The sequence below is a fragment of the Bacillus sp. C-3-6 genome, assembly GCF_054509685.1.
In genome coordinates this window covers 3,803,817-3,827,282 of the sequence record NZ_CM137247.1, presented here as the reverse complement: position 1 = coordinate 3,827,282, position 23,466 = coordinate 3,803,817, and the positions used below count along the sequence as shown (strand labels likewise).

General features: G+C 33.6%; 22 protein-coding genes and 1 riboswitch. Of the genes, 12 read left to right on the top strand and 10 right to left on the bottom strand.

What is annotated here, in order from left to right; translation table 11 throughout:
• Window positions 1–241 precede the first annotated feature (241 nt).
• Window positions 242–1,273, top strand: a complete 1,032-nt coding sequence (gene malR / locus ACW0JX_RS19475) for a maltose operon transcriptional repressor MalR (protein ID WP_016512354.1) — start codon at window positions 242–244, stop codon at window positions 1,271–1,273.
• Window positions 1,274–1,277: 4 nt separating this feature from the next.
• Here the strand turns inward: malR and ACW0JX_RS19470 are convergent, their stop codons facing one another.
• Together ACW0JX_RS19470 and ACW0JX_RS19465 are read right to left on the bottom strand one after the other, a co-directional pair.
• Window positions 1,278–2,441: an aminotransferase A gene (locus tag ACW0JX_RS19470; protein WP_023522939.1), complete on the bottom strand. Its 1,164-nt coding sequence runs from the start codon at window positions 2,439–2,441 to the stop codon at window positions 1,278–1,280.
• 121 nt (window positions 2,442–2,562) lie between these two features.
• A complete protein-coding gene (locus ACW0JX_RS19465; protein ID WP_000929276.1) occupies window positions 2,563–2,763 on the bottom strand; it encodes a hypothetical protein in 201 nt (66 codons plus the stop codon).
• A 310-nt stretch (window positions 2,764–3,073) separates the two neighbouring features.
• Between ACW0JX_RS19465 and kinB the strand changes: the two genes are divergently transcribed.
• Entirely contained in the window at window positions 3,074–4,348 is a 1,275-nt protein-coding gene (gene kinB, locus ACW0JX_RS19460) for a sporulation sensor histidine kinase KinB (protein WP_000420372.1), read from the top strand.
• A 38-nt stretch (window positions 4,349–4,386) separates the two neighbouring features.
• On the opposite strand, the gene ACW0JX_RS19455 is transcribed toward kinB, so the two are convergent.
• Complete coding sequence (locus tag ACW0JX_RS19455) at window positions 4,387–5,136, bottom strand: DUF3967 domain-containing protein (protein WP_459245014.1); 750 nt, start codon at window positions 5,134–5,136, stop codon at window positions 4,387–4,389.
• 226 nt (window positions 5,137–5,362) lie between these two features.
• Between ACW0JX_RS19455 and nucA the strand changes: the two genes are divergently transcribed.
• Together nucA and ACW0JX_RS19445 are read left to right on the top strand one after the other, a co-directional pair.
• Window positions 5,363–5,797 (top strand): DNA-entry nuclease, encoded by a 435-nt coding sequence (gene nucA / locus ACW0JX_RS19450; RefSeq protein ID WP_044782997.1) that lies wholly within the window; start codon window positions 5,363–5,365, stop codon window positions 5,795–5,797.
• Window positions 5,798–5,833: 36 nt separating this feature from the next.
• Window positions 5,834–6,223: a competence protein ComJ gene (locus ACW0JX_RS19445; protein ID WP_000424024.1), complete on the top strand. Its 390-nt coding sequence runs from the start codon at window positions 5,834–5,836 to the stop codon at window positions 6,221–6,223.
• A gap of 38 nt (window positions 6,224–6,261) precedes the next feature.
• Here the strand turns inward: ACW0JX_RS19445 and metE are convergent, their stop codons facing one another.
• From metE to ACW0JX_RS19430, 3 genes are all read right to left on the bottom strand, one after another.
• Entirely contained in the window at window positions 6,262–8,550 is a 2,289-nt protein-coding gene (gene metE, locus ACW0JX_RS19440) for a 5-methyltetrahydropteroyltriglutamate--homocysteine S-methyltransferase (protein ID WP_098127567.1), read from the bottom strand.
• Between the two features lie 128 nt (window positions 8,551–8,678).
• Window positions 8,679–8,866, bottom strand: a riboswitch (cobalamin riboswitch).
• A 195-nt stretch (window positions 8,867–9,061) separates the two neighbouring features.
• On the bottom strand, window positions 9,062–9,619 hold the full coding sequence (locus ACW0JX_RS19435) for a PadR family transcriptional regulator (RefSeq protein ID WP_000062063.1): 558 nt from the start codon (window positions 9,617–9,619) through the stop codon (window positions 9,062–9,064).
• Between the two features lie 89 nt (window positions 9,620–9,708).
• Complete coding sequence (locus ACW0JX_RS19430; RefSeq protein WP_459245013.1) at window positions 9,709–11,250, bottom strand: MDR family MFS transporter; 1,542 nt, start codon at window positions 11,248–11,250, stop codon at window positions 9,709–9,711.
• Window positions 11,251–11,661: 411 nt separating this feature from the next.
• On the opposite strand from ACW0JX_RS19430, the gene ACW0JX_RS19425 reads away from it, so the two are divergent.
• A complete protein-coding gene (locus tag ACW0JX_RS19425) occupies window positions 11,662–12,162 on the top strand; it encodes a hypothetical protein (RefSeq protein WP_098127568.1) in 501 nt (166 codons plus the stop codon).
• Between the two features lie 31 nt (window positions 12,163–12,193).
• On the opposite strand, the gene ACW0JX_RS19420 is transcribed toward ACW0JX_RS19425, so the two are convergent.
• A complete protein-coding gene (locus ACW0JX_RS19420) occupies window positions 12,194–12,427 on the bottom strand; it encodes an SPP1 phage holin family protein (protein WP_000939446.1) in 234 nt (77 codons plus the stop codon).
• Between the two features lie 163 nt (window positions 12,428–12,590).
• Between ACW0JX_RS19420 and ACW0JX_RS19415 the strand changes: the two genes are divergently transcribed.
• Window positions 12,591–13,244, top strand: a complete 654-nt coding sequence (locus tag ACW0JX_RS19415; RefSeq protein WP_459245012.1) for a diguanylate cyclase domain-containing protein — start codon at window positions 12,591–12,593, stop codon at window positions 13,242–13,244.
• 613 nt (window positions 13,245–13,857) lie between these two features.
• Window positions 13,858–14,520 carry a YkyA family protein gene (locus ACW0JX_RS19410; RefSeq protein WP_000922465.1) on the top strand — a complete coding sequence of 221 codons (663 nt, stop codon included), beginning with the start codon at window positions 13,858–13,860 and terminating at the stop codon, window positions 14,518–14,520.
• Between the two features lie 31 nt (window positions 14,521–14,551).
• Here ACW0JX_RS19410 and ACW0JX_RS19405 read toward each other — a convergent pair whose 3' ends face one another.
• Window positions 14,552–15,010: a YkyB family protein gene (locus ACW0JX_RS19405; RefSeq protein WP_000804864.1), complete on the bottom strand. Its 459-nt coding sequence runs from the start codon at window positions 15,008–15,010 to the stop codon at window positions 14,552–14,554.
• 141 nt (window positions 15,011–15,151) lie between these two features.
• Between ACW0JX_RS19405 and ACW0JX_RS19400 the strand changes: the two genes are divergently transcribed.
• Together ACW0JX_RS19400 and ACW0JX_RS19395 are read left to right on the top strand one after the other, a co-directional pair.
• Window positions 15,152–16,726, top strand: a complete 1,575-nt coding sequence (locus tag ACW0JX_RS19400; protein ID WP_459245011.1) for a Ppx/GppA phosphatase family protein — start codon at window positions 15,152–15,154, stop codon at window positions 16,724–16,726.
• A gap of 108 nt (window positions 16,727–16,834) precedes the next feature.
• A complete protein-coding gene (locus ACW0JX_RS19395; RefSeq protein WP_053563730.1) occupies window positions 16,835–18,943 on the top strand; it encodes a polyphosphate kinase in 2,109 nt (702 codons plus the stop codon).
• Window positions 18,944–19,103: 160 nt separating this feature from the next.
• Here ACW0JX_RS19395 and ACW0JX_RS19390 read toward each other — a convergent pair whose 3' ends face one another.
• The gene (locus ACW0JX_RS19390; RefSeq protein ID WP_000283738.1) at window positions 19,104–19,340 is read right to left on the bottom strand and encodes a hypothetical protein; all 237 of its coding nucleotides are present in this window, start codon (window positions 19,338–19,340) and stop codon (window positions 19,104–19,106) included.
• A gap of 97 nt (window positions 19,341–19,437) precedes the next feature.
• Window positions 19,438–20,295, bottom strand: coding sequence for a metallophosphoesterase (locus ACW0JX_RS19385; RefSeq protein ID WP_098126313.1), 858 nt, complete (start codon window positions 20,293–20,295; stop codon window positions 19,438–19,440).
• Window positions 20,296–20,526: 231 nt separating this feature from the next.
• Between ACW0JX_RS19385 and fadH the strand changes: the two genes are divergently transcribed.
• From fadH to ACW0JX_RS19370, 3 genes are all read left to right on the top strand, one after another.
• Window positions 20,527–21,291 (top strand): 2,4-dienoyl-CoA reductase, encoded by a 765-nt coding sequence (fadH, locus tag ACW0JX_RS19380; protein ID WP_000660913.1) that lies wholly within the window; start codon window positions 20,527–20,529, stop codon window positions 21,289–21,291.
• Between the two features lie 253 nt (window positions 21,292–21,544).
• Entirely contained in the window at window positions 21,545–22,762 is a 1,218-nt protein-coding gene (locus ACW0JX_RS19375; protein WP_000564307.1) for an EAL domain-containing protein, read from the top strand.
• Window positions 22,763–22,944: 182 nt separating this feature from the next.
• Window positions 22,945–23,433, top strand: a complete 489-nt coding sequence (locus ACW0JX_RS19370) for a DUF3993 domain-containing protein (protein ID WP_001233805.1) — start codon at window positions 22,945–22,947, stop codon at window positions 23,431–23,433.
• Window positions 23,434–23,466: the final 33 nt, after the last annotated feature.

The following is a 23,466-nucleotide window of genomic DNA, read 5'->3' as shown; positions in this document are numbered from 1 at the left end:
TTTCATCTCCCTATAAATAACTTTATAGGGAGATGAAAAGAGATTTGACATCACATGTGAAAAGAAGTGAAATAAATAGTATATTATAGTATAGGAAAAAATAGCTATATCCCTTACAATACATGAAGAGGGAGAATAGGATTAGTTTTGCAAGATATAAGAAATGAAAGTTTATGACTTGCAATGAGTGCGAGATAAAATATATGAAAAATGGCAGAGAAATGAGAGGAGGGGGATTTTTATGACAGTTACAATTAAAGATGTGGCGAAGCAAGCGAATGTTGCACCATCAACAGTTTCTCGTGTAATTGCTGATAATCCAAGTATAAGTGAAAAAACAAAGCGCCGTGTTAGGAAAGTGATGAGTGAATTAGGGTATCATCCCAATTTAAATGCGAGAAATCTTGCGAACCAAACGACGAAAACACTTGGTCTTGTTATGCCAAGTTCTGCAAGTAAAGCTTTTCAAAATCCATTTTTCCCAGAAGTTATAAGAGGGATTAGTTCATTTGCACACGTAGAAGGTTATGCGCTTTACATGTCGACAGGTGAAACGGAAGAAGAAATTTTTAATGGTGTCGTAAAGATGGTACAGGGACGTCAAATTGGTGGTATTATTCTTTTATATTCAAGGGAGAATGATCGGATTATTCAATATTTACATGAACAAAATTTCCCGTTTGTTTTAATAGGAAAACCATATGATCGAAAAGATGAAATTACATATGTAGATAATGACAATTATACAGCTGCAAGAGAAGTGGCAGAATATTTAATTTCATTAGGGCATAAGCAAATCGCGTTCATTGGTGGTGGATCAGATTTACTTGTAACGAGAGATCGTTTAGCTGGTATGAGTGATGCCTTGAAATTAGCAGACATTGTATTACCAAAAGAATATATTTTACATTTTGATTTTTCGAGGGAAAGTGGTCAACAAGCCGTTGAGGAATTAATGGGACTGCAGCAACCGCCGACGGCAATTATGGCAACGGATGACTTAATTGGACTTGGTGTGTTAAGTGCTCTTTCTAAAAAAGGATTCGTTGTACCGAAGGATGTTTCTATTGTAAGCTTTAATAATGCTTTATTATCAGAAATTGCGAGCCCTCCACTTTCGACAGTTGATGTTAATATTTATCAGCTAGGATATGAGGCAGCAAAAGCTTTAGTTGATAAAGTAGAGAATGCAGAATCCACTGCAAAGTGTATTATTATTCCTCATAAATTACTAAAACGTCAAACTTGTGATCATTATGCAGAAAAAAGCTAAGAGTTTAACTCTTAGCTTTTTTCTTTAGAAAGGCTTCTAATCGATCGCAGCCTTCTTTTAAAGTTTCGATACTATATGCATAGGACAAGCGAAGGTAGCCTTCACCGTATTCAGAGAATGCTGTTCCAGGAACTACAGCTAGTCCAGCTTCTTTGACAAGATCAAGTGCAAAATCAAATGATGAAGATGTCAAATGACCAACATATGGGAATAAGTAAAATGCACCTGTTGGCTTTTCAACTGCTAATCCCATTTGAGTGAGTCTATTATATACGTAATCACGGCGTTTTTTATATTGGTGGCGCATCATTTTGGGTGCGTCTTTAGCAGCTGTTAATGCTTCAATCGCAGCGTATTGAGCGATTGAAGTAGCACACGTTACATTGTATTGATGAACTTTTAATATATGTCCTGCTAAATAGCTTGGTGCGAATAAAAGTCCAACACGCCAGCCAGTCATAGAATGTGATTTAGATAAACCGTTAATGACAATTGTCTTTTCACGCATTTCTGGGAAATGAGCGATAGATGTATGCTTTTGTTCATACACAAGCTCGCTATAAATTTCATCTGAAAGGACGAAAATATTTTTATCTTTTAAAACATCTACAATATCTTTTAATTCTTCTGTGGATAAAGTTACACCAGTTGGGTTGGAAGGATATGGTAGTACGATACATCTTGTTTTTTCTGTAATAGCATTTTTTAGCGCGTCAGCTGTTAAACGGAATCCAGTTTCACGAACATCTACAAAAATGGGCGTTGCACCGCATAATCGAATAATAGGTTCGTAACCTGGATAAATAGGAGCAGGTAAAATTACTTCTGTTCCTGGCTCTAAAATCGTTCGGAATGCAACATCAATTGCTTCGCTAGCACCAATTGTAACGATGGTTTCGTTTTCAGGTGAGTAATGTAAATCGTAGTTATCTTTTACGAAGTTACAAGCTGCCTTACGTAATTCTAGTAAACCAGCGTTATGTGTATAGCTTGTATAGTTTTCTGTAATAGCCCGTTTTGCCGCTTCTTTTACGAGAGAAGGTGTAGGGAAATCGGGTTGTCCGATTGTTAAAGAAATCAAATTATCATAGTTTTGAATCATGTTAGAGAATTGACGGATTCCAGAAATTTGGATATCCTTCACTCTAGGGTTAATGAATTGTTCCATTGTATCTCCCTTTCTTCCGTTTGAAAATTAAGTTCATTTTATCATATTTTCTATGATTGCGCTTTGTATATGTAATTTAGAAAGAGAGAGAAAAGAAAAAAAAGCCGCTATAAGCGACTTTTTAATATCCGTATTCCCAATCTATTTCATCTTCATTCCAGAGTACAGAGGATACCTTGCCAAGGTGAACAACTGATTCGTTCACAGCACATGTGCAATCTTCATCTCCTGCTTTATGCTGTAACTCTTCATATACTGATTTTTCAACATTTTCTAGAACAACCAAATTTTCTTCTTTTAAAACAAGCGTAGTACCCGCCATATTTATCTTCCTCCTACTAAAGTAATGATCACTTATTTGTAAACATAGATAGTATGGATTATATGCTGTATTTTGCTATAGTTGTCCGTCTAAAAAAGTATTTTTACATTTTCTTTGTAATCCGTATTCATTGTATACTGCACGAAGGAAATTTGGTACAGGGTTTACAATCATTTCGAAAATCTGTAACAATTATTATGAGTTGTTAACAAAGAATTAACAAATATGTTAAGAAAAATCAAAATTTTAAAACAAATAAACCTATAAAATGATATAATCATATCAAAATACATATAGGGGATGAGAGGTTATGGAGCTTATCCGTGATTTGTTGATTCAAATTGCCATCATAATTTTACCACTATTTTTATATGAAGCGATTCGTTTAAATCGCTATCAAGAAATGCCTCCGAAGCCAAATCGTTACTTTATTATGTTTTTATCTAGCGTTACGCTCGTTCTCTCCATGACATACTCTATTTGTTTTGGCAATGTGTGTGGGTATAACTTTCACCCAATTCCAATTGTCAGTGGTTTTTTATATGGTGGGATTGTTGGTTTAATCCCAGCGGTTATTTTTGTTGCATATGAATGGTTACTAAAGGGAATGAGCTTTCTTCCAGTTTTAGAAGTAACATTTCTATTGATAGTTCCGCTATTTTTATCAAAGAAATGGTCTCTTTTTTCAAGAGATAAGAAATTAATTTTAGCATTTATGATTTCATCATTTTATGTGCTTGTTTCTTTAGTATTAGGCATGATTAATGTTCTTTTGGAAACAGGATTTACACCGTATATTTCGCAAATATATAGCGGATTTATATTTGCCTCGCTTATCATGGTCATGACAATGGTATTTCAGGTGTATTTAACTGAATATTTAAATGAAAATGCATTGCTACGTACAGAGATGCAAAAATCAGAAAAGCTTAATATTGTAAGTGAGTTAGCAGCAAGTGTGGCACATGAAGTTCGAAATCCACTTACTGTTGTTCGTGGATTTATCCAATTGCTAGAAAGTACGGAAGATGTGAAGAATAAGGATTATATGCGTCTCGTATTAGCTGAATTGGATCGGGCGGAACAAATTATTTCAGATTACTTGAATTTAGCAAGGCCGCAAATTGAGAAAAAAGAACACATTTGTTTATCAGCCCAATTAATAGAAATGACCACTCTTATGTCGTCATTTGCAGCGATGCAAGGTGTATATTTACAAGTTGAAATTTCAGAAAGTCTTTATACGATTGGTGATAAGACAAAATTGAAGCAAGCTATTATGAATGTTGTTAAAAATGGTATTGAAGCAATTCAAGGAAATAAAGGATATTTAAAAGTAACAGCTATTCAAAAAGACGAAACAATCATAATAAGAGTTAAAGATAGTGGTGTTGGTATGACGAAAGAACAGTTAGCAAGGCTGGGACAACCATATTATTCTTTAAAAGAAAAAGGGACAGGATTAGGGCTTATGGTAACATTTAGTATTTTACAAGCGCATAATGGTACATTGGAATATAAGAGTGAAAGTGGAAAAGGCACTGAAGCAATTATTATATTACCAGCTGTACAAAATAAGGAATAAAAGTTACCGATGGAAGGTAACTTTTTATTTTATATTGTTTATTCATTTGTTTTTTCTTGTTTTGCTCGGCTAAATAAACTTTTAAATGATTGAAAGAAGCTTTGCTCTTTTGAGGCAGCGACCATTCTTTTTGTTTCTTGAATTTCTCGAATAACTTGCATAAGCTGTGCATCACGATTATTGTCCTTGTTATAAATTTGACTAACAAGTTTATTCATTTTTTCTTCTTGTTTGGATTCTCGTTTATACATATGATTCATTAATAAGTCCATTTTTTCTTTTTGCAATGCATCTGTTTGAGCGGCGTGCTCGACTAACTCTTGAAGCATTTTTTCTTGAGAGCCTTCTTTTACATACACTTGTTGCATCAATTCATCTAGTTTCTCATCCTTTAAACGATTTTGTGTAATTAGAGTAGAATTTTGATGAATAATTGCTTCATTTAATTGAGCTAGCATTTCAAGTTTCAACATGAACTCCTCAAAGTTACGCCCATCTTCTTTTTCTTTCGGTTGTATCTCTTGCTTATCTTGTATAACTGGTACAGGTGGGGCCTCTTTTTCTTTTAAAATAATCGGTATCGTTTCTGAAATATCTTCTTGTAATGTGGCAGCTCTTTCATGTATAGATTTCAATAGTTTTAAATCATCAAGTTTATAAATACGAGCATCAGCTGTTTTAGAAATCATATAACCATGTTCCTCTAACAGTTGACTATATTTGCGGACTATATGTTTTGGGATGCCTGTTTTATTCGTGACATCTTTCGTTTTATAGGTAGCTTCCATGATATTTCCTCCCCAAAAAGTATCGTATATATCATTTCAATCTTTTATGAGGACTTCCTTTGAAAAAGAATGTCGGAAGGCTATTAGTTTTCTACAGCATTAGTGAAAAAATGAAATTTTTTGGCGGAATGGCAAGGAATAACTAAAATAATGTCTGAAAACATATACAGGAGAAGTTTGTTATAATAACTGAGGAAAAGAAACTGGTAGAAACATGGAGGTATACATGAAGCAATTAAAAGGTATTATCATTTCAATTATTGCAATTCTGTCTATTTTAGTAGCAGTTTATGAAGTACTTGTGCCAGAGGAAACAAGTGTAAAGAAAACGAATACGTATGATCAAGTGTTAGAATTTCCGAAAGAACGTTATCCAGAGACAGGAAAACATATTACGGATGCTATAAAAGAAGGGCATTCAGAAGTTTGTACAATCGATCGTGGTGGTGCTGTAGATAGAAGGAAATTGTCGTTAGCACCGTATCCATCAAAAAAAGGGTATGATCGTGATGAATGGCCAATGGCGATGTGCAAGGAAGGCGGAAAAGGAGCACATATTGAATATATAAGTCCGGCGGATAACCGGGGAGCAGGCTCTTGGGTAGGGAATAAGTTAGATAAATATCCAGATGGTACGCGTGTGAAATTTGAAGTGAAGTAGTATTTGTACATTTCATAATGAAGGAGAAGGGGAACTATGGAGTTAACAATTTCTTATTCGCAATTAATGTTGATGAACTATGACGGTGAGCAGCCTTATGTAGACTGGACGGATGAAGATTTTGAAAGAGGTTATGCTGAGGCAGAGGGAACTGTTATTTTTGAAGCACTTTCTGATTATACTTGTGAAGTGAAAGTGACCCCAGGGAAACATATTGAAAAAGAAGAAGTGGTTAGAACGATTACGGTTCCTTTTACGGTTGAAAATGAAAGTATCGTTATAACGAGTATTCTTTCAAACAAATTTCAAATATCTATTCCAAATGGTGAGTATACAGTTGTCTTACAAGCAATTCCTCTTGAAGAGCCAACGGATGATGAATTATATAAAATACAATACGAATTCTTCTTTGAAAGTAAAGAATAAAAAATGGGTTATCCTGAGAAAAGGATAACCCATTTTTGTTATGCGTTTGTTTTTAAAAGGGAACGAGCATCTTTCGCTGCTTGAACCATATGTTCTAAAGCTGGAATAACTTCTTCTGTTCTTCTCGTTTTTAAACCACAATCAGGATTAATCCAGAAATATTTAGGATCGCATACTTCTAAAGATTGTTCTACGATTTTATACATTTCATCTTTACTCGGTACACGTGGGCTATGAATATCATATACACCTAGACCGATGCCTTTTTCATATGTTGTATGTTTTAACGTATCAATAAATTCTCCGTGACTTCTTGATGTTTCGATAGAAATTACATCTGCATCTAATGCGCGAATCGCGTCAACAATATCTTCGAAGTTACTGTAACACATATGAGTATGAATTTGTGTTTCATTTGCTACAGAAGAAGTTGCTAAAAGGAAGGATTGTACTGCCCATGTAATATAAGCATCCCAATCTTTTTCTTTTAGTGGCATTCCTTCACGAAGTGCTGGCTCATCGACTTGGATTACTCTAATTCCGGAAGATTCAAGTAGTTCAATTTCGTGACGAAGAGCTAGTGCAATTTGATACGAAACTTCTTTTCTTGGAATGTCATTTCGAACGAAGGACCAATTTAAAATCGTAACAGGTCCAGTTAACATTCCTTTTACAACTTTCTCCGTTAAGCTTTGTGCATAAACTGTTTCCTTAATAGTCATGCCGTTAATAAAGGCTACATCACCATAAATAACAGGTGGTTTTACGCAGCGGGAACCGTATGATTGTACCCAACCGTTTTTAGTGAATGAGAAACCAGCAAGGCGCTCACCAAAATATTCGACCATGTCAGTTCTTTCAAATTCACCATGTACAAGGACATCAAGCCCAATTTCTTCTTGGTAACGAATCCATTTTTCTGTCTCTTTTTCAATAAATTGTTCATATTGTTCATTTGAAATAACACCGTTACGCCATTCTTTTCGCGTTTGACGAACTTCAGTTGTTTGCGGGAAGCTACCAATGGTTGTTGTTGGTAATAGCGGTAACTCCAGGGCAACTTGTTGTAATTCGTATCGTTTTTCAAATGGAAGAGGGCGTGAAAAATCTTCTTCTTTTAGTGCTGTTCGTGCTGCTTTGACATCTTCTCGGTTACGTGCAGCAGATGAGCGAATTGTATGATGTACGTTTCGATATGTTTCCAGCTCAGTACTAATGCTTTCTGTACCTTGAGTGAGAGCGGAATGAATAAGAACTAACTCTTCTAATTTTTGATTTGCAAATGCTAATGCATCAAATAGCTCAGTCGATAAGTGAGTTTCTTCTGTTTTATCGATCGGTGTATGCAATAAGCTACAAGAAGGCTGAACGATGAAATCTTTCGTTTGGACTTGTTTTTGTAACGTTGTAAATAACTCAAGAACTTCATCAAGGTCAGCTCTCCAAATGTTACGGCCATCTATACAACCGACAGCTAAAGTTTTATCAGCTGGGAATCCATATTTTGAAATAGCATTTAAATTACCTTCTTTACCATGAATGAAATCTAATCCAATACCGGATACCGGGAATGTAATAATTTCTTCATAGTTTTCTTCCACGCTATCAAAATACGTTTGTAAAAGAAGAGTCGCATTTGGAACTTCTTTACGAATAGCTTCATAAATTTCTTTTGCTTGTTGAACTTCTTCTTTCGTTAAAGAAGCGAAAATTGGTTCATCAACTTGAATGGCTTGTGCACCAGCTGCATGTAGTTCTGAAAGCAGTTGTACGTAAGGTGTAACTAACTGTTTTAAAATGGAAGGGAATTGTTCTTTTGTATAGCCTTTAGCTAATTTTAAGAAAGTATATGGACCTAAAATAACAGGCTTTCCATCTACTCCTAATTCTTGTTTTGCCTCTTCGTATAAGCGAAGTGGACGATTATCTTTTAAAGAGATTTGTAATCCCTCTTCATATTCAGGAACGATATAGTGATAGTTTGTGTTAAACCATTTTGTCATTTCGGAAGCTACGTGATTTTTAGAGCCACGCGCCATTGCGAAATATACATCAAGGTAAGATGTAAACTCAGAAAAACGTGATGGGATAAATCCTAGCATATAGGCAGTATCCAAAACGTGATCATAATATGTAAAGTCGCCAATTGGAATGAGTTCAATCCCTTTTTCTTGCTGTACTTTTACGTGTTGAAGGCGAATTTCTTTCATTGTTGTTAAAAATTGTTCTTCATCAATTTTATTGGACCAAAAAGCTTCCAATGTTTTTTTCCACTCTCGTTGTAGTCCGATACGTGGATAACCTAAGTTACTTGTTTGAATTGCCATTTTAAATTCCTCCCTAATTGAAAGTAAGCATTTCCGTTTACTAGGAAATACTTATAACAAAAAGTGCAAAGACATAGAAAATAAGCCTTCCTTTTTGTTTTAACACCTCATCATCATCCGTGAATCTATCAGTGTTGTTAAAACAGGCAGGTCTCCTGACTTATGCTTCATATAATTTCTTTCACCTTCCCGTTTTCACAGTGGCACCAAAAAGAAATCTCAGCATTTACAGTGGCGGGACCGTGTTGGAGTTTCACCAAGCTTCCCTTTTAAACACGAAACGAAATGTTCGTGTACCTATTTTCCTTTTGAAAGGAATTTAACAAGCGATATGATATTGAAACAAATTCTAACACAATTTTTGGAATTTTGTCTACTGTTTTAAAATAAGAAAATTCCAAAGTTTTTATTTCTTATTATTCTGACTTTTTATTCTGAAGTAACTAATAATATTACAGTATAAAAAGAGAAATTGAGCTATGAAAGAAGTAGGGATGTCTTCTTTCATAGCTCAATTTTCATCTATAGCAACTTCTGAAAGTCGGCCTGCTATAGCATCTTTAAGGAGGGTGTTTAGCCATTGTAATTCAACTGTAATATGCTCAATTACACTTTGCAAGATATATAGTTGTGCACGTGGAACCTTTCCTTTATTACAATCATATATCGTTTGCATAGTATGTAAATATTGAAGAGTATCATTTTTCTTTTTTTCTAAAATAGGAACTAATTCATGATCATTGCTAAAGTGAGCGAAAGATAGGGCTGAATAAATAGGTTTATATATTTGGTTTTTTGCTTCGAATTGTTTTAATAGTAAAGTGTGGAATAGTTTTTTGCCTTCTTCTGTTATATGAAAAATCGTTTTGTCAGGTCGGTTTGTGTCTCTAATTACATTTGTAATGTGAATTGCGCCTTGCTTTTCTAATTGCTCGAAAGCGTAATAAAGTGATCCTTTAGCATATTTAATATAACAATCCATTTGTCGTTCTTTCATAATATGCTGCACTTCATATGGATGTTTATCTCCTTCGAGTAGCAAGCCGAGAATGACTAATTTCATGCTCATGCTGTCTCAACTCCTGTATATAAAAACTTTATACATATTATAAACGGCATATCCTTTTTCATAAAGGGATATGCCGCTTCTTTTTTATATTAACTGACTTGCTTTTGTTTTTCTTTCTTTTTAGGGCCTGTAAAGAGGCGTTCATTTCCCATTAGTAAAATACAAATAACACTTAGTACAGCCGGGATGAGTGCCCAGAAGAATGTGTTCGCAATAGATGTAGCGAGAGCTTCTTTAATACCCGCTAATATTTCAGCAGGAATTTTTGCGGTAGCGCCTGGTGATAATAAGAAACTTGTGTCTCCGCCTTTTGGAGCTAATTTTGCTAGTTCAGGGGGGAACACAGAGTTTAGTTTATCTGTAAAAATATGATTTTGAATTGTACCGAAAATCGTTACACCAAGAGTCATACCGAGTGATCGGAAGAATGAGTTTGTTGATGTCGCCGAACCGCGGTCTCGCATTTCTAACTTGTGAATAGAAGACATACTTAATACTGAGAATGAGAAGCCAACACCAAGCCCAGCGAGAATCATAAATAGTGTTACGAGTAAACGAGGTGTGTCCATTGTTAAAGTACTTAATGAATAAATACCAAGAACGAAGAAGACACCAGATACCATCATAATGTTACGATAGCTTGTTCGAGAAGCTAATTGTCCTCCTGTTTGACTTCCAATTACAGAACCAACCATCATTGGTGTTAAAATTAATCCAGCATTAGAGGCCGAACCTCCAAGAACGCCTTGAATGAAGATTGGAATATAAACTGTACAGATAATAAAAGCAGCACCATAGAAAAAGGCAACTCCTTGACTAGCTGCGAATAAAGGTTTTTTAAATAGATGGAACGAAATAATAGGCTCGGTTGCTTTTCTTTCTACAAAGAAGAAAATAATAAGCGCAATAACTACTGTTGTAAATAAGCCAATAATTACAGTGGAATTCCAGGCATATTCCTTACCACCAAGTTCTAATGCGAACATTAAGCAAACGATACTTATGACAAGTGTAATAGCACCAGCCCAATCAATTTTTTGTTTTCTAAATTCTAGAGACTCACTGTAGTATTTAGTAATTAAGAAAAAGGAGATAAGTCCTAATGGAATATTGATATAGAAGACCCAATGCCAACTTATATAGTCTGTAATATAAGCACCTAATAAAGGACCGAATACACTAGATGTCCCGAAAACAGCACCGAATAGCCCTGTCATCTTCCCGCGTTTTTCTGGTGGGAAGATATCATACATAATTGTAAAGGCGATAGGCATAAGGGCACCACCACCGATACCTTGAATAGCTCTATAAATACTTAATTGCTCAATACTTGAAGCTGTTCCGCAAAGCGCAGAACCGAATAAGAAAAGAATGAGGCCCCCAATATAAAAACGTTTCCGCCCGTACATATCAGAAAGTTTCCCAAAGATAGGCATCCCTGCCATTGTTGCTACCATATAAGCTGATGTGACCCACACAAACTTATCAAAGCCTCCTAGGTCTCCAACGATTGTTGCCATTGCGGTTGCAACGATTGTATTATCCATTGCGGCCATTAATATACCAAGCAGCAAACCAGCAACAACAAATTTTGTCTTGTTGGTGTCTTTTTTTAATGGTTGAGTTTCCAAATATAACCCTCCTTTAGAAATAAGTAAACTATGTTAAGTTTTGAGTGCAGTGGATAAAAAATTTAAATGTATAGTTGATTTTAATTTCTTTTCCATAAGTGCACTAATATGCCATAAAGAATATTATAGTCAAATTTGACTATAAGGCAAATTTTTTCTTCCGTCAAAATATTCTTTCATATGAGTAGAGAACGAGTGAGCGATACGAATATTGCTATAAAGGAAATGAAGTAAATTGTAAAAAAATTTCATAAAGAACACCTTCTGTTAATAGATGAAAAATGGTTTTTTCTTCATATTGTCGAATAGGATAAAAGGAAGAGAAATATTAAACATTACTTGTAGCAAGCTTTAGTAAGTTGGGGAATTCATTGTGTGTATGGTACATCTGAAATGAGGTGAATATATATTATGAAAATATGGGGACGAATTTCGGATACAGGAAAGTATTCAATACCGCTACAACCAGTATTGTGGATTGACGGATCGAAAAAGGAAAATGAATTTCCTCAAGTAGTCGTTACATTGCAAATTGGTAGTATGTATACAGAACAATTTTCGTATGAATTGACCTACGATGTAAACGACATACTTATTATGCGAATTCAAGTGGAAAATAAAGGGATAGAAATGATTTCGAGAGTTGTTGTAAGTCATATGATTCGAGATTACTTTGCTTATATTCCTAATTCTTTAAAAGTTGATAAGGGGATAAGTGAGTTTTTATTCCAGCTTGTAAGGTGGCGAATTGATGATTTGTTACCAAATGAAAAGGTGGAACTACGTTGCAAAATAAAAGCTAATAAAGATAAAGCTCTTAAACAAGCATTCTTTCAGGCTACATATACATTTCAAGATAAAGAGATATCATATGGTCCACTGCAAACAAATGAAGTTGTTGTGCGGCAATGATAAAAAGGAACCTGTACAAAAGGTTCCTTTTTTAGTGAAGGTTGTGTTTTTTGAGTATTTTCTTTTGCTCTATTCCTTTTTTTCCTACATAGTTATTTTTGTAGCCAAAGTATAGAATAAATAAAAATGAAACAACATTTACAATTGCGTCGATTTGATCGTTTGTAATAAAGTGTATGCCGAAAGAGGTAAATAATAATTTTAATGATAATAGAAAACCAGCTAGTAAACGCATAGCATCTGATAGATTCTCTTTTTGTAGCATATAGATTACTCCTTTCTATAAAAGTTATATATTATATATATGAAATAGAGTAGGAAAGGTATACAAGCTTAAGCAGAAATGTACATTGCATATGTACATTTTTTATTTTGTAGAAAAACATTATTGATATAGAAACATATATTGGTATAAAAGGGGGAGAAGTATGAAACATAAAGGGAAAATTAGTGGATTATTACTTGGAAATACAGTGGCAGTTACAGAATGGATTGCACTTCAGGATGTAATTACAAAACTGGATTCACGATCATTTTATACCGTCTTTATTATTTATATATTGCAAATGATACTAAGTTATTATTTTGGACATTGGTACGATAAAAGAGCGAACAAGCGTATGAATGTGGAAGTAGGAGGAATGGCAAGCAACGATTTTGTTGTTGATTTTTTTGGGAAAGTAGCCGCTTTATCTGAAAGAGATTCCCGTAATATTACAGTTTACATTCTTTCTGTAAAAGAATGGGAAGGATTAAAAGACACGTTGCAAGAAAAAAAATTGGGAGTGTTAGTACAAAAATTAGAGAGTACCATTGTAAAGACAATTCGGAAGGGAGATGTTGTTACAAAGTGGGATGAAAATAAGTATGTTATTGTAGCAATTGATAATGGTCATGAAACATCAACAATAACAAACAGATTAATGAAAAATATTGAAAGTGAAATAGAAGGTGATTTACTCAGTGTCACTCTTTTATTTGGAGCAGCTAGCTATCCAGTAGAAGGAAAAACGTTTGAAGAACTGTTGAGAAAGTCGCAAAATCAATTGTATCAGTATAGAAATTTGCAAGAAAATGAGTGAAGCTTCGATTTGAAGATATATGATAGGAAGAAGTTTTATTTGTAACATTTTTTTGACTTTTATTACAAAAAACGTTTCGTTTGTAATAAAAGTCTTTAAAAATATATGAAATAAGCATATAATTATGATGGTAGTGCCAATGCAATTTGCACAATGTGTTTTATTTTAAAAGTGTAGAGGAAAGCAAGCTCTACACTTTTCCTTTTTAGGAAATGAAAAGAATATTTGTAAGTTGTTGCGAGATATCGATTGTACTGTGTAAAATGAACAAAGAGATTATTTGATAGAAAGCTGGAAAGGGAATGATAGACGTGAGAGCGGAACGATCACCTTTTATCAGATGAACTATTATAGTCTTATTAAGACTGAGGTGAAATTCTGTGGCCATTAAGGTAATACATAGTGTGAATAGGTTTTAAAAAACACGAAGAACTATACTTAAAGATGGATATGGAACTGCTAAATACTTCAAAAAGAATAATGTAATATTAAGTAATAATTCGTACAAACAATATTAATGATCTTCGTAAAAAAGATGCGAGTGTATAGAACAATTACATATTTTATAACTTTTTTATATTACACGATGGTCGTTTATAAATAGGAGGAAGAGATGTTGAAATATAGTAAATTAGCAATTATAACCGCATTATCAATGACTTTATTAGCCGGTTGTTTTGGACCGAAACCAGAAGAAGAATTATATGTAGCGTTTGAAAACGCTGCTAAACAAGAAAAAACAATGTTTGAAGATGCAAAAAAACTTGAGGCTTTAGAGAAAGAAGGACAAGAATTATATAACCAGATTGTGCAAGAAGGAAAAGATAATAATCAAACTGTTAAAGAAAAATTGAATCAAGCAGCAAAGAATACAACTGAACGAGAAAAAGTACTTACAAAAGAAAAAGAGGCTTTAAATAAAGCGCAAGAAGAAGTGAAGTCAGCTGATAAGTATGTGAAGAAAATTGAAGATAATAAGTTGAAAGATCAAGCTGATAAAGTGAAAAGCACCTATGAGAAACGACACGATTCATTTAATAAAATGTATGACAGCTATAATAAATCTTTAAAACAAGAAAAAGAGTTATACACAATGTTACAAGATAAAGGTACTAAATTAAAAGATATTAGTGAAAAAGTAAAAGTAGTAAATCAATCTTATAAGGATATTGAGTCAGAAAAAGATAAATTTAATGAATTCACAAAGTCTTATAATACAGAAAAAGTAGCTTTTTATAAACAAGCAAATATTAAAATTAAAGAAGAGAAAAAATAAAACAGTTTGGCCTACACTTGGCCAAACTGTTTTATTTTTTTGTATAAGTACGACTATACCATGGAACAGGTTCACTTAATTTTTTTTCTTGTTTCAATGCTTCAGGACCAATATAATCTTGAAGTGTTTTTTTTGCTACTGTTAAAGATAAGGTTGTTTTCGGATTTCGATAGGAGGATTCAAGATGACCAAGATGCGGTAGAATTCGAAAATCTTCTTTCGTAGGAGGGATGTGGAAAAAATAATCGCCTAAACGTATAAGGACATCAGATTGTTGTTGGCTAAAACGTGGGTTTCTAGAAAAATGTAATCCTTCTTTAATTGCTTTTTTTTCAGCAATCAAACGTTCTAAAGCTGTCTTTTTTAACCAGTATAAATATTTAGGATTAGTAGCTGCTTTAGCATGACGATTCACAACGAAAATAGATTGAGCTAGTCGATTAATAGAATGTTGGTTTTGTAATTGAGATTGTGGTTGTGAAGGTTTCATATTGAATCTCCTTTCAATTTTTCATTATTATACCATAAATAAAAGAGGTTTTTATTATATGCAAAAAGTGATTGTATATATTTTCAATATTAAAGCAATATTGTTACAAAAAACAACTATTTTGTATAATAGTAATAGAATATGTTTTTGAAATTTGATAATGAAAGAGTGAGAAGTTTGAAAGAAATATTAAAACAACAGTATGCCATTATAGATATTGGATCTAATACAATGCGTTTAGTTATTTATGAAAAGCAAAATGGAGGTTTTTATAAAGAGATTGAAAATACGAAAGTGGTTGCTAGGTTAAGGAATTACTTAATTGATGGTGTGTTGAATGAAGAGGGAATAGAAGTATTATTACAGACATTATTTCAATTTCAAGAAAGTACAAGGTTCCATCAGTTGCATCATGTACTTTGTGTTGCAACAGCAACAATTAGACAGTCTGAGAATCAAGAGGAAATTAAAAAGCTTATTGAAGGACAAACGGACTTTACTCTTAGAGTATTATCAGAATATGAGGAAGCGCGTTACGGATACTTGGCGGTGATGAATTCTACATCGTTTCCAGAAGGAATAACGGTAGATATTGGTGGGGGAAGTACGGAAGTTACATACTTTAGAAATAGAGAGATTTTAGAGTACCATAGTTTTCCTTTTGGGGCACTTTCTTTAAAGCAACAATTTATTAAAGGTGATATTCCTACTAAAGATGAGTTAGAGGGAATGCGAAAGTATTTAGAGTTTCAATTTCGAACGTTACCATGGTTAATCAATAAGAAATTGCCTCTTATTGCAATTGGTGGTAGTGCTAGGAACTTAGTAAAAATCCATCAAAATTTAATATGTTATCCTATAGCAGGATTACATTTATACAAGATGAAAGAAGAAGATATTGAAACTGTACAAGATGAATTGGAAAAATTGTCGTTCATAGAACTTCAGAAATTGGAAGGATTAGCAAAAGATCGAGCAGATACGATTATTCCAGCGGTTGAAGTATTTCATACACTTGTTAATGTTATAGAGGCACCGGCATTTGTATTAAGTAGAAAAGGGTTAAGAGAAGGTGTTTTCTATGAAGAGTTGACAAAAGATTTGGGGATTTCATATTATCCGAACGTAGTTGAAGAAAGTTTGCATTTACTATCACATGAATACGAAATGGACATGGAATTTGTTATTCAACTTATTAAACATGGAAGACTAATTTGCAAACAACTTGAGGAAATAGGGCTTATTTCTATGTCAGTAAAAGACTGGGAAGTGTTCCATCAAGCAGCGAAAGTATTTAATATAGGCAAATATATAGACGAAGAAGCGAGCCGTTTACATACGTTTTATTTATTAGCGAATAAGACAATTGATGGCATGATGCATAAAGATCGAGTAAGGCTAGCACTTATTGCATCGTATAAATCAAAAATGTTATTTAAACAACATTTATCACCATTTGAAGGTTGGTTTGATAAAAGCGAACAAAAAAAAATCCGCCTGTTAGGAGCTGTTTTACAATTTTCAGCTACTTTAAATGTAAGGCAACGATCGCTTGTTGATACCATATCTATAACAGAAAACGAAGAAGGGTTAACGTTTAAAGTTTTATGCGAACAATCAGCATTAGCGGAAAAAGTGCAAGCTGAAAAACAAAAAAAACAGTTAGAAAGAGTATTAAAAACGAATATTAACTTGTTATTTGAACTAAAACATTAGGTTGTACGGATGTCTTTACAAAAAATTTACACTTTATAATATTGTAATTTGCTAAAATAAAAGTAACTAAATTATAGTAAAAAAGTTTCAAGGGGAAGTGTGAAGAGAATGGAATTATTGAAGGGGAATGCAGTAAATTTAAATGATACAGCTTATTACAATAATCGAGAGTTAAGTTGGTTAGCATTTAATGAACGTGTCTTACAAGAAGCGCAAGATGCAAATAATCCACTTTTGGAAAGATTGAAATTTATTAGTATTTTTAGTTCGAATTTAGATGAATTTTTTATGGTACGTGTAGCGGGATTAAAGGATCAAGTGAGTGCTGGATTTAATCAACCAGAAAATAAAGCTGGCTTAACACCAAAAAAGCAATTAAATAAAATTGCGATAAAAGCCCATGCACTAATGACAGTACAATATGATACATTTAAAAATTATGTATTACCAGCGCTTGAGTTAGAGGGAATTGAACGTTTAACATTCAATGATTTGACGAAAGAGCAGCGAGAATTTATAGAAGAGTATTTTGATGAGCAAATTTTTCCGGTGTTAACTCCTGTAGCTATTGATGCATATCGCCCATTTCCAATGTTATTAAACAAAAGTTTGAATTTGGCTACTCTTTTATATGATGAGAAGCAAGCGGAAGAAGAAAACAGGACGAAGTTAGGAATTGTGCAAGTTCCTTCATTACTTGAGCGCTTCATAATTTTACCGAGCGAAGGGCAAAAGCATAAATTTATTTTATTAGAAGACGTAATTAGTAGCTTTACTCATAAATTATTTACGGGATATACAGTATCATCTGTTACTCGTTTCCGTATTACACGCAATGCAGATTTAACGATTCATGAAGAAGGTGCGAGAGATTTATTAAAGGTAATTGAAAAAGAATTAAAAAAGCGTAAGTGGGGGGCTGCTGTACGTTTAGAAGTTGGGAAAGAACACATTGATGAAAGAGTATTAGCGTTATTATATGAGGTTCTGGAAGTAAAAGATGAAGATGTATATATAATGGATGGTCCATTAGATTTAACATGTTTGTTTTCTTTATATAAAAAACTAGCTCCTTTATATGAACATCTTGTATATCCAGCTCTTATTCCGCAACCGCCTCAAGATTTAGGTGATGAAGAAGATGTATTTGAAAAAGCAATTGAGCATGATATTTTATTACATCATCCTTTTGAATCATTTCAGCCGGTAGTTGATTTTGTCCGTGATGCGGCAGACGATCCGAATGTACTTGCGATTAAACAAACGTTATATCGTGTAAGTGGTGATTCACCGATTATTCAGGCGTTAAAGATAGCGGCTGAAAAGGGAAAACAAGTGACGGTATTAGTTGAATTAAAGGCAAGGTTTGATGAAGAAAACAATGTTCATTGGGCTAAAGAATTGGAACAGGCAGGCTGTCATGTTATTTACGGTGTAAGTCACTTGAAAACACATAGTAAAATTACGTTAGTTGTAAGAAGAAAAAACGGAAAAATTGAAAGGTTCGTACATCTTGGAACTGGAAACTATAATGATGCAACAGCGAAGTTATATACTGATTTTGGATATATTACATCAAGAAAAGACTTTGGGGTTGATGCAACCAATTTCTTTAATTATTTAAGTGGTTATACAACAAAGCCACATTTTCATCATTTATCGGTTGCTCCATTTGATATAAGAGAGCAATTTATGGATTTAATAGATGAAGAAATCCGTTATCATAGGCAATATGGAAATGGATATATTATCGCTAAGATGAATTCATTAACAGATAAACCATTAATTAAAAAAATGTACGAAGCATCACAAGCTGGAGTAAAGGTAGAGCTCATTGTTCGAGGAACATGCTGCCTACGGCCTGGTATTCCAAATGTAAGTGAAAATATTCGTGTAGTTAGTGTTGTTGGAAGATATTTAGAACATAGCCGTATTTATTATTTCCATCATAATGGGGAGGAGAAAATATATTTATCTTCAGCTGATTGGATGACGCGAAATATGGAGAAGCGAGTGGAAATATCTTTCCCGATATTAGATATTGAAATGAAGGCACGAATTAAGGCGATTTTACAGCTTACATTAGCTGATAATGTGAAAACACGTGAACAAAATAAAGATGGTGATTACTATTATGTTATTAATGGTAGTACAGAAGAAATTGATAGCCAAGTGAAGTTGTTTAAGATGGCATATCAAAATACAGACGCTGAATAATGAAAAAAGTAAAAACCTCTTATGTCCATAAGAGGTTTTTACTTTTTTCTACTCATATGCTCCCAAAATGGAAGGATGAGTAGAAACAATAGTTTTATTATAAGCGTGTAATAAGGTGGTTCGTTGAGAGAATAACATTTGAAAGAATCGTTATTTTAACTTAGTAATAGTATGGTTGCTGACATGGTCCACCGTAACAAGGATAAGGTGCTGGCGGCGGGAAAGGTGGTGGATAAGGTGGATAAAACGGTCGAGGGCCGAAAGCTAATGCTCCGCCGAGCAATCCACCAGCAATTCCAGCTAGAAAGGGAACGCCAAAAAACGGAAAGAAGCGTGAGTCGCCTACTGGACCAATAGGTGCTGAACGGACTGGGATTGGTTGATAATATGGATACATGAACATACCTCCTTTATTGGACTCACTTTCATCATATGGTAAATGAAACATGGATGAGCGCGTACAAGAAAGGATATGCAAGAAAATAGGCGAATTATTACGAATGTTGAAGTATAAAAAGTGTAATTTCAGGTTTTGACATAAAACGGAATGGGACACGTGTTCTTCCGAGGCCTCGATTGACATAGAGAGTTAAATCCTGAATTGTATAGAAGCCTTCAATATAGTCTTTGGCGAGTACTGGTGTAATAATAGGTCCTAAAAAAGGAATTTGTACTTGTCCGCCGTGACTATGACCAGAAAGTTGCAAGTTGATTGGATATTTAGAAACTTTGGGCGCGATATCTGGTTCGTGAACAAGAACAATGTTATAAGTACTTTGCCGTGCATGCTCTAATGTTTTCTCTATTTTTGGTCTGCCTAGTAGTATATCATCGAGACCGAAAATAGAAATTTCACTATTATCCATTAAACGAATTCTTTTTTCACTATTTAGCAATAGTTCAAATCCAGATTCACGCATGATGTGCTCATAGTATTCAGTTCCATATCCACCGTGATCATGGTTACCATAAATAGCGAATTTACCGAAGGGGGCTTGTATATTTTTTAAAATGGATGCAACGAAAGGAGTGTCAGTATACGTTTGATAATTATCAATGAGATCTCCGGTAAAAAGGACAATATCTGGATTTACAGCATTAATTTTAGAAACAACTTTAGATAAATGTTGAAGCGAGAAATAGTATCCGAGATGTAAATCGCTGAATTGAAGAATTTTTATACCATGAAAACTTTTTGGGATGAGTTGTGATTTTAATGTGTGCTGTGTAAAAGAAATGAAATGGGGCTCTATATATTTAGCATAGTAGTATCCGATGCTACTGGTTATAAATGAATAGAGACAAGTACGCATACCAATTTTTAAAAAATTTCTTCTTGTAATGTGCTTCATAAAAATATGAGTATACCTCAATGTTTTTATTCCATTTATAGGCTACTCAAATCTCCTTTCAGTTTATTTAAAATATACTTTACATAATAAAAAAGTAGTATAGATTACGAAAAAAAATGAATAAAAAGAAAGTTCTTTACGTTAAAATATCAGAAAAGTTTAAAAATATAAAGATTTCTATTAAATAAAGTGATAAAATGAATGTGTATTCATTTTTTGGAGGGGATGTATGTGAAAGAAAAGGTAGTTATTATAACAGGTGGATCGAGTGGAATGGGAAAAGGAATGGCGACTCGTTTTGCAAAAGAAGGGGCACGAGTTGTTATTACCGGACGTACAAAGGAAAAACTAGAGGAAACAAAGTTGGAAATTGAACAATTTCCAGGGCAAGTATTACCTGTACAAATGGATGTAAGAAATACGGATGACATTCAGAAAATGATTGAACAGATTGATGAGAAGTTTGGTAGAATTGATGTTTTAATAAATAATGCAGCTGGAAACTTTATTTGTCCAGCAGAAGATTTATCTGTGAATGGCTGGAATTCAGTCATTAATATTGTGTTAAACGGTACGTTTTATTGTAGTCATGCTGTCGGAAAATATTGGATTGAAAAAGGTATAAAAGGGAATATCATTAACATGGTAGCAACGTATGCATGGGATGCAGGTCCAGGAGTGATTCATTCGGCTGCAGCGAAGGCAGGGGTATTAGCGATGACGAAGACGCTCGCTGTTGAGTGGGGGCGTAAATATGGAATACGAGTTAACGCTATCGCGCCAGGACCAATTGAACGTACAGGCGGTGCTGATAAATTATGGATTTCAGAAGAAATGGCTAAGCGTACGATACAAAGTGTTCCGCTTGGAAGGCTGGGTACGCCAGAAGAAATCGCTGGTCTAGCTTATTATTTATGCTCAGATGAAGCGGCGTACATAAATGGAACTTGCATGACAATGGATGGAGGACAACATTTACATCAATATCCATTTTAAAAGGGATAAAAAATGAATGTTTGATTCATTTTTTATGGTTAAATGTGACGGAATTGTGACATATGAAAGAAAAGTGTTTACAAGAGGTCATATATACGTTATATTTAAGACCTCTTTTTTCTTCATAGTAGAATTGCTAATTCCCCTTAGCATTTTACCCCTCTAATCCCTTCAGGAAAACTGAAGGGATTTTTTATTATTTTTCCGTAAATATCATGTTATAATTTTTGAAAAGTAAAGGGAGGGAAGCACGTTGATAGATGCATTAGATGTAATGAGTAACTTGGATAAAGTCCTTCCTTATTATCAAGCTATTTTTAGTGCTGATGAGCATACTGTAATTGGATATGAAGTAGTAGGACGTATTCAAACAGAAGAGGGCATACAAAGTTTAGCTTCGTTCTTTCACGATGATTCGATTCCAAGTGAATTTCAACTGGAAGCGGATAATATTATAGTAGAAAAAGCTTTAAATCGTTATTTAGAAAGCGATCAAAAATTATTATTATTTATACATCGGAATGCTAATGTATTAATGAATGATGATGATGAAAGCTTGCTTCAACTTTTATTGAGGTATGAAGAACAAGGTTTAAATTTAAAACAAATTGTTTTAGAGATTACAGAGCATGAATGTAAAGAAGATATAGAGCAATTTAATCATTTGCTTATGTATTATCGTACATATGGTATTCAAATTTCGATTAATAAGGTCGGAACGGGCACAAGTAATTTAGAGCGTATTAGCGTGTTAGCACCTGATATTTTAAAAGTAGATTTAACGAACTTAAGGCAAACAGCACTTTTACAATCTTATCAAGATATTTTATATTCTTTATCATTACTTGCTAGAAGAATTGGTGCAACTTTGTTATATGAAGAAATAGATGCTTTTTATCAACTGCAATATGCTTGGAAGAACGGCGGAAGATATTATCAAGGTAATTATTTGAAAGAATGTTTACCTGATTTTATTGAAACGAATGTTTTGAAAGAGCGACTTGGTAATGAATGTCATCAGTTTATTCAACATGAAAAGAAGAAGTTACAAAAAATTTATAATTTAACAGAGATGTTACGCGATCGCATTGGCGATGTTTTATCAAAACAAAAAAAGAATGAAGATATCAATGATTGGTTATTACAATTTAGTCAAAGTGTATCACAGTATAGTTTTCGCATATTTATTTGTAATGAAGATGGTTTCCAACAATCAGGAAATGTTATGAAAAAAGATGGAGAATGGATTGTGATGCCGGATTATTATATGAAGAACTGGAGTTGGCGCCCGTATTTTCTCGAGAATATCATGAAAATGCGTTTTGAGAATAAGGCAAGGCTTTCAGATTTATATGCAGATATCGAAACGGGCGAAATGGTACGAACATTTTCTTTCCCAATAGATGATGACAACTTTTTATTTATAGATTTATCATATGAATATTTATATGAAGAAGATGTTTTATTTTAATGCACGAAGAGATTCGTGCATTTTTTGTTTGTTTTTATCATAAATTGGTAATAGTGAAAATGGTGATGAAAATGCTGTCTATCGTTGTAAAGATTTTACGAACGAAACCTGTCCTTTCTTTGCATAATCATTGTTACAATGAATACTACAAAGACAAGTTCTTTTAAAAGGAAGGTGAAAAAATGAGGAAATATGGAATATGGCTTGTTCTATTTGTATGTGTTGCCTTTCTAGTTGGTTATAGTGTTACGACTGTTTTAGGGAAAGAGGAAGTGGAAGTGGATCGGAAAGAAGTATTTACAACGATACAAAAAGGCTATGAAACCCAGTTTTCAATTCGTGGGAAGCATTTGCCGATGAATAAGATGATAGAGACGTTATCACCGTATTTTACAGATAATTTCCTTCAAGTATTTACAGATGAAAATAGCAGAAGTGATAAACAAAGTGGTGAATATTTACTTCCGGCAAAAGAAGCACCGTTTTCTTTTAATTCAGAAACGAAAATGTCGTATGATCAAGAGCATAAAAATTTATATGTATATGAGCGGACAAAAAGTGGACAATATCAAATTGTAACATTGAAAAGGGATCAAGATAAATGGAAGTTAGCAGGATATCATGAAAGTCAGGAACTTTTAACTGAAATAAAAAGGTTGCAACAATTGTAAAGTGAAACTTTTAATTAGTGGGAGTTTTACTAC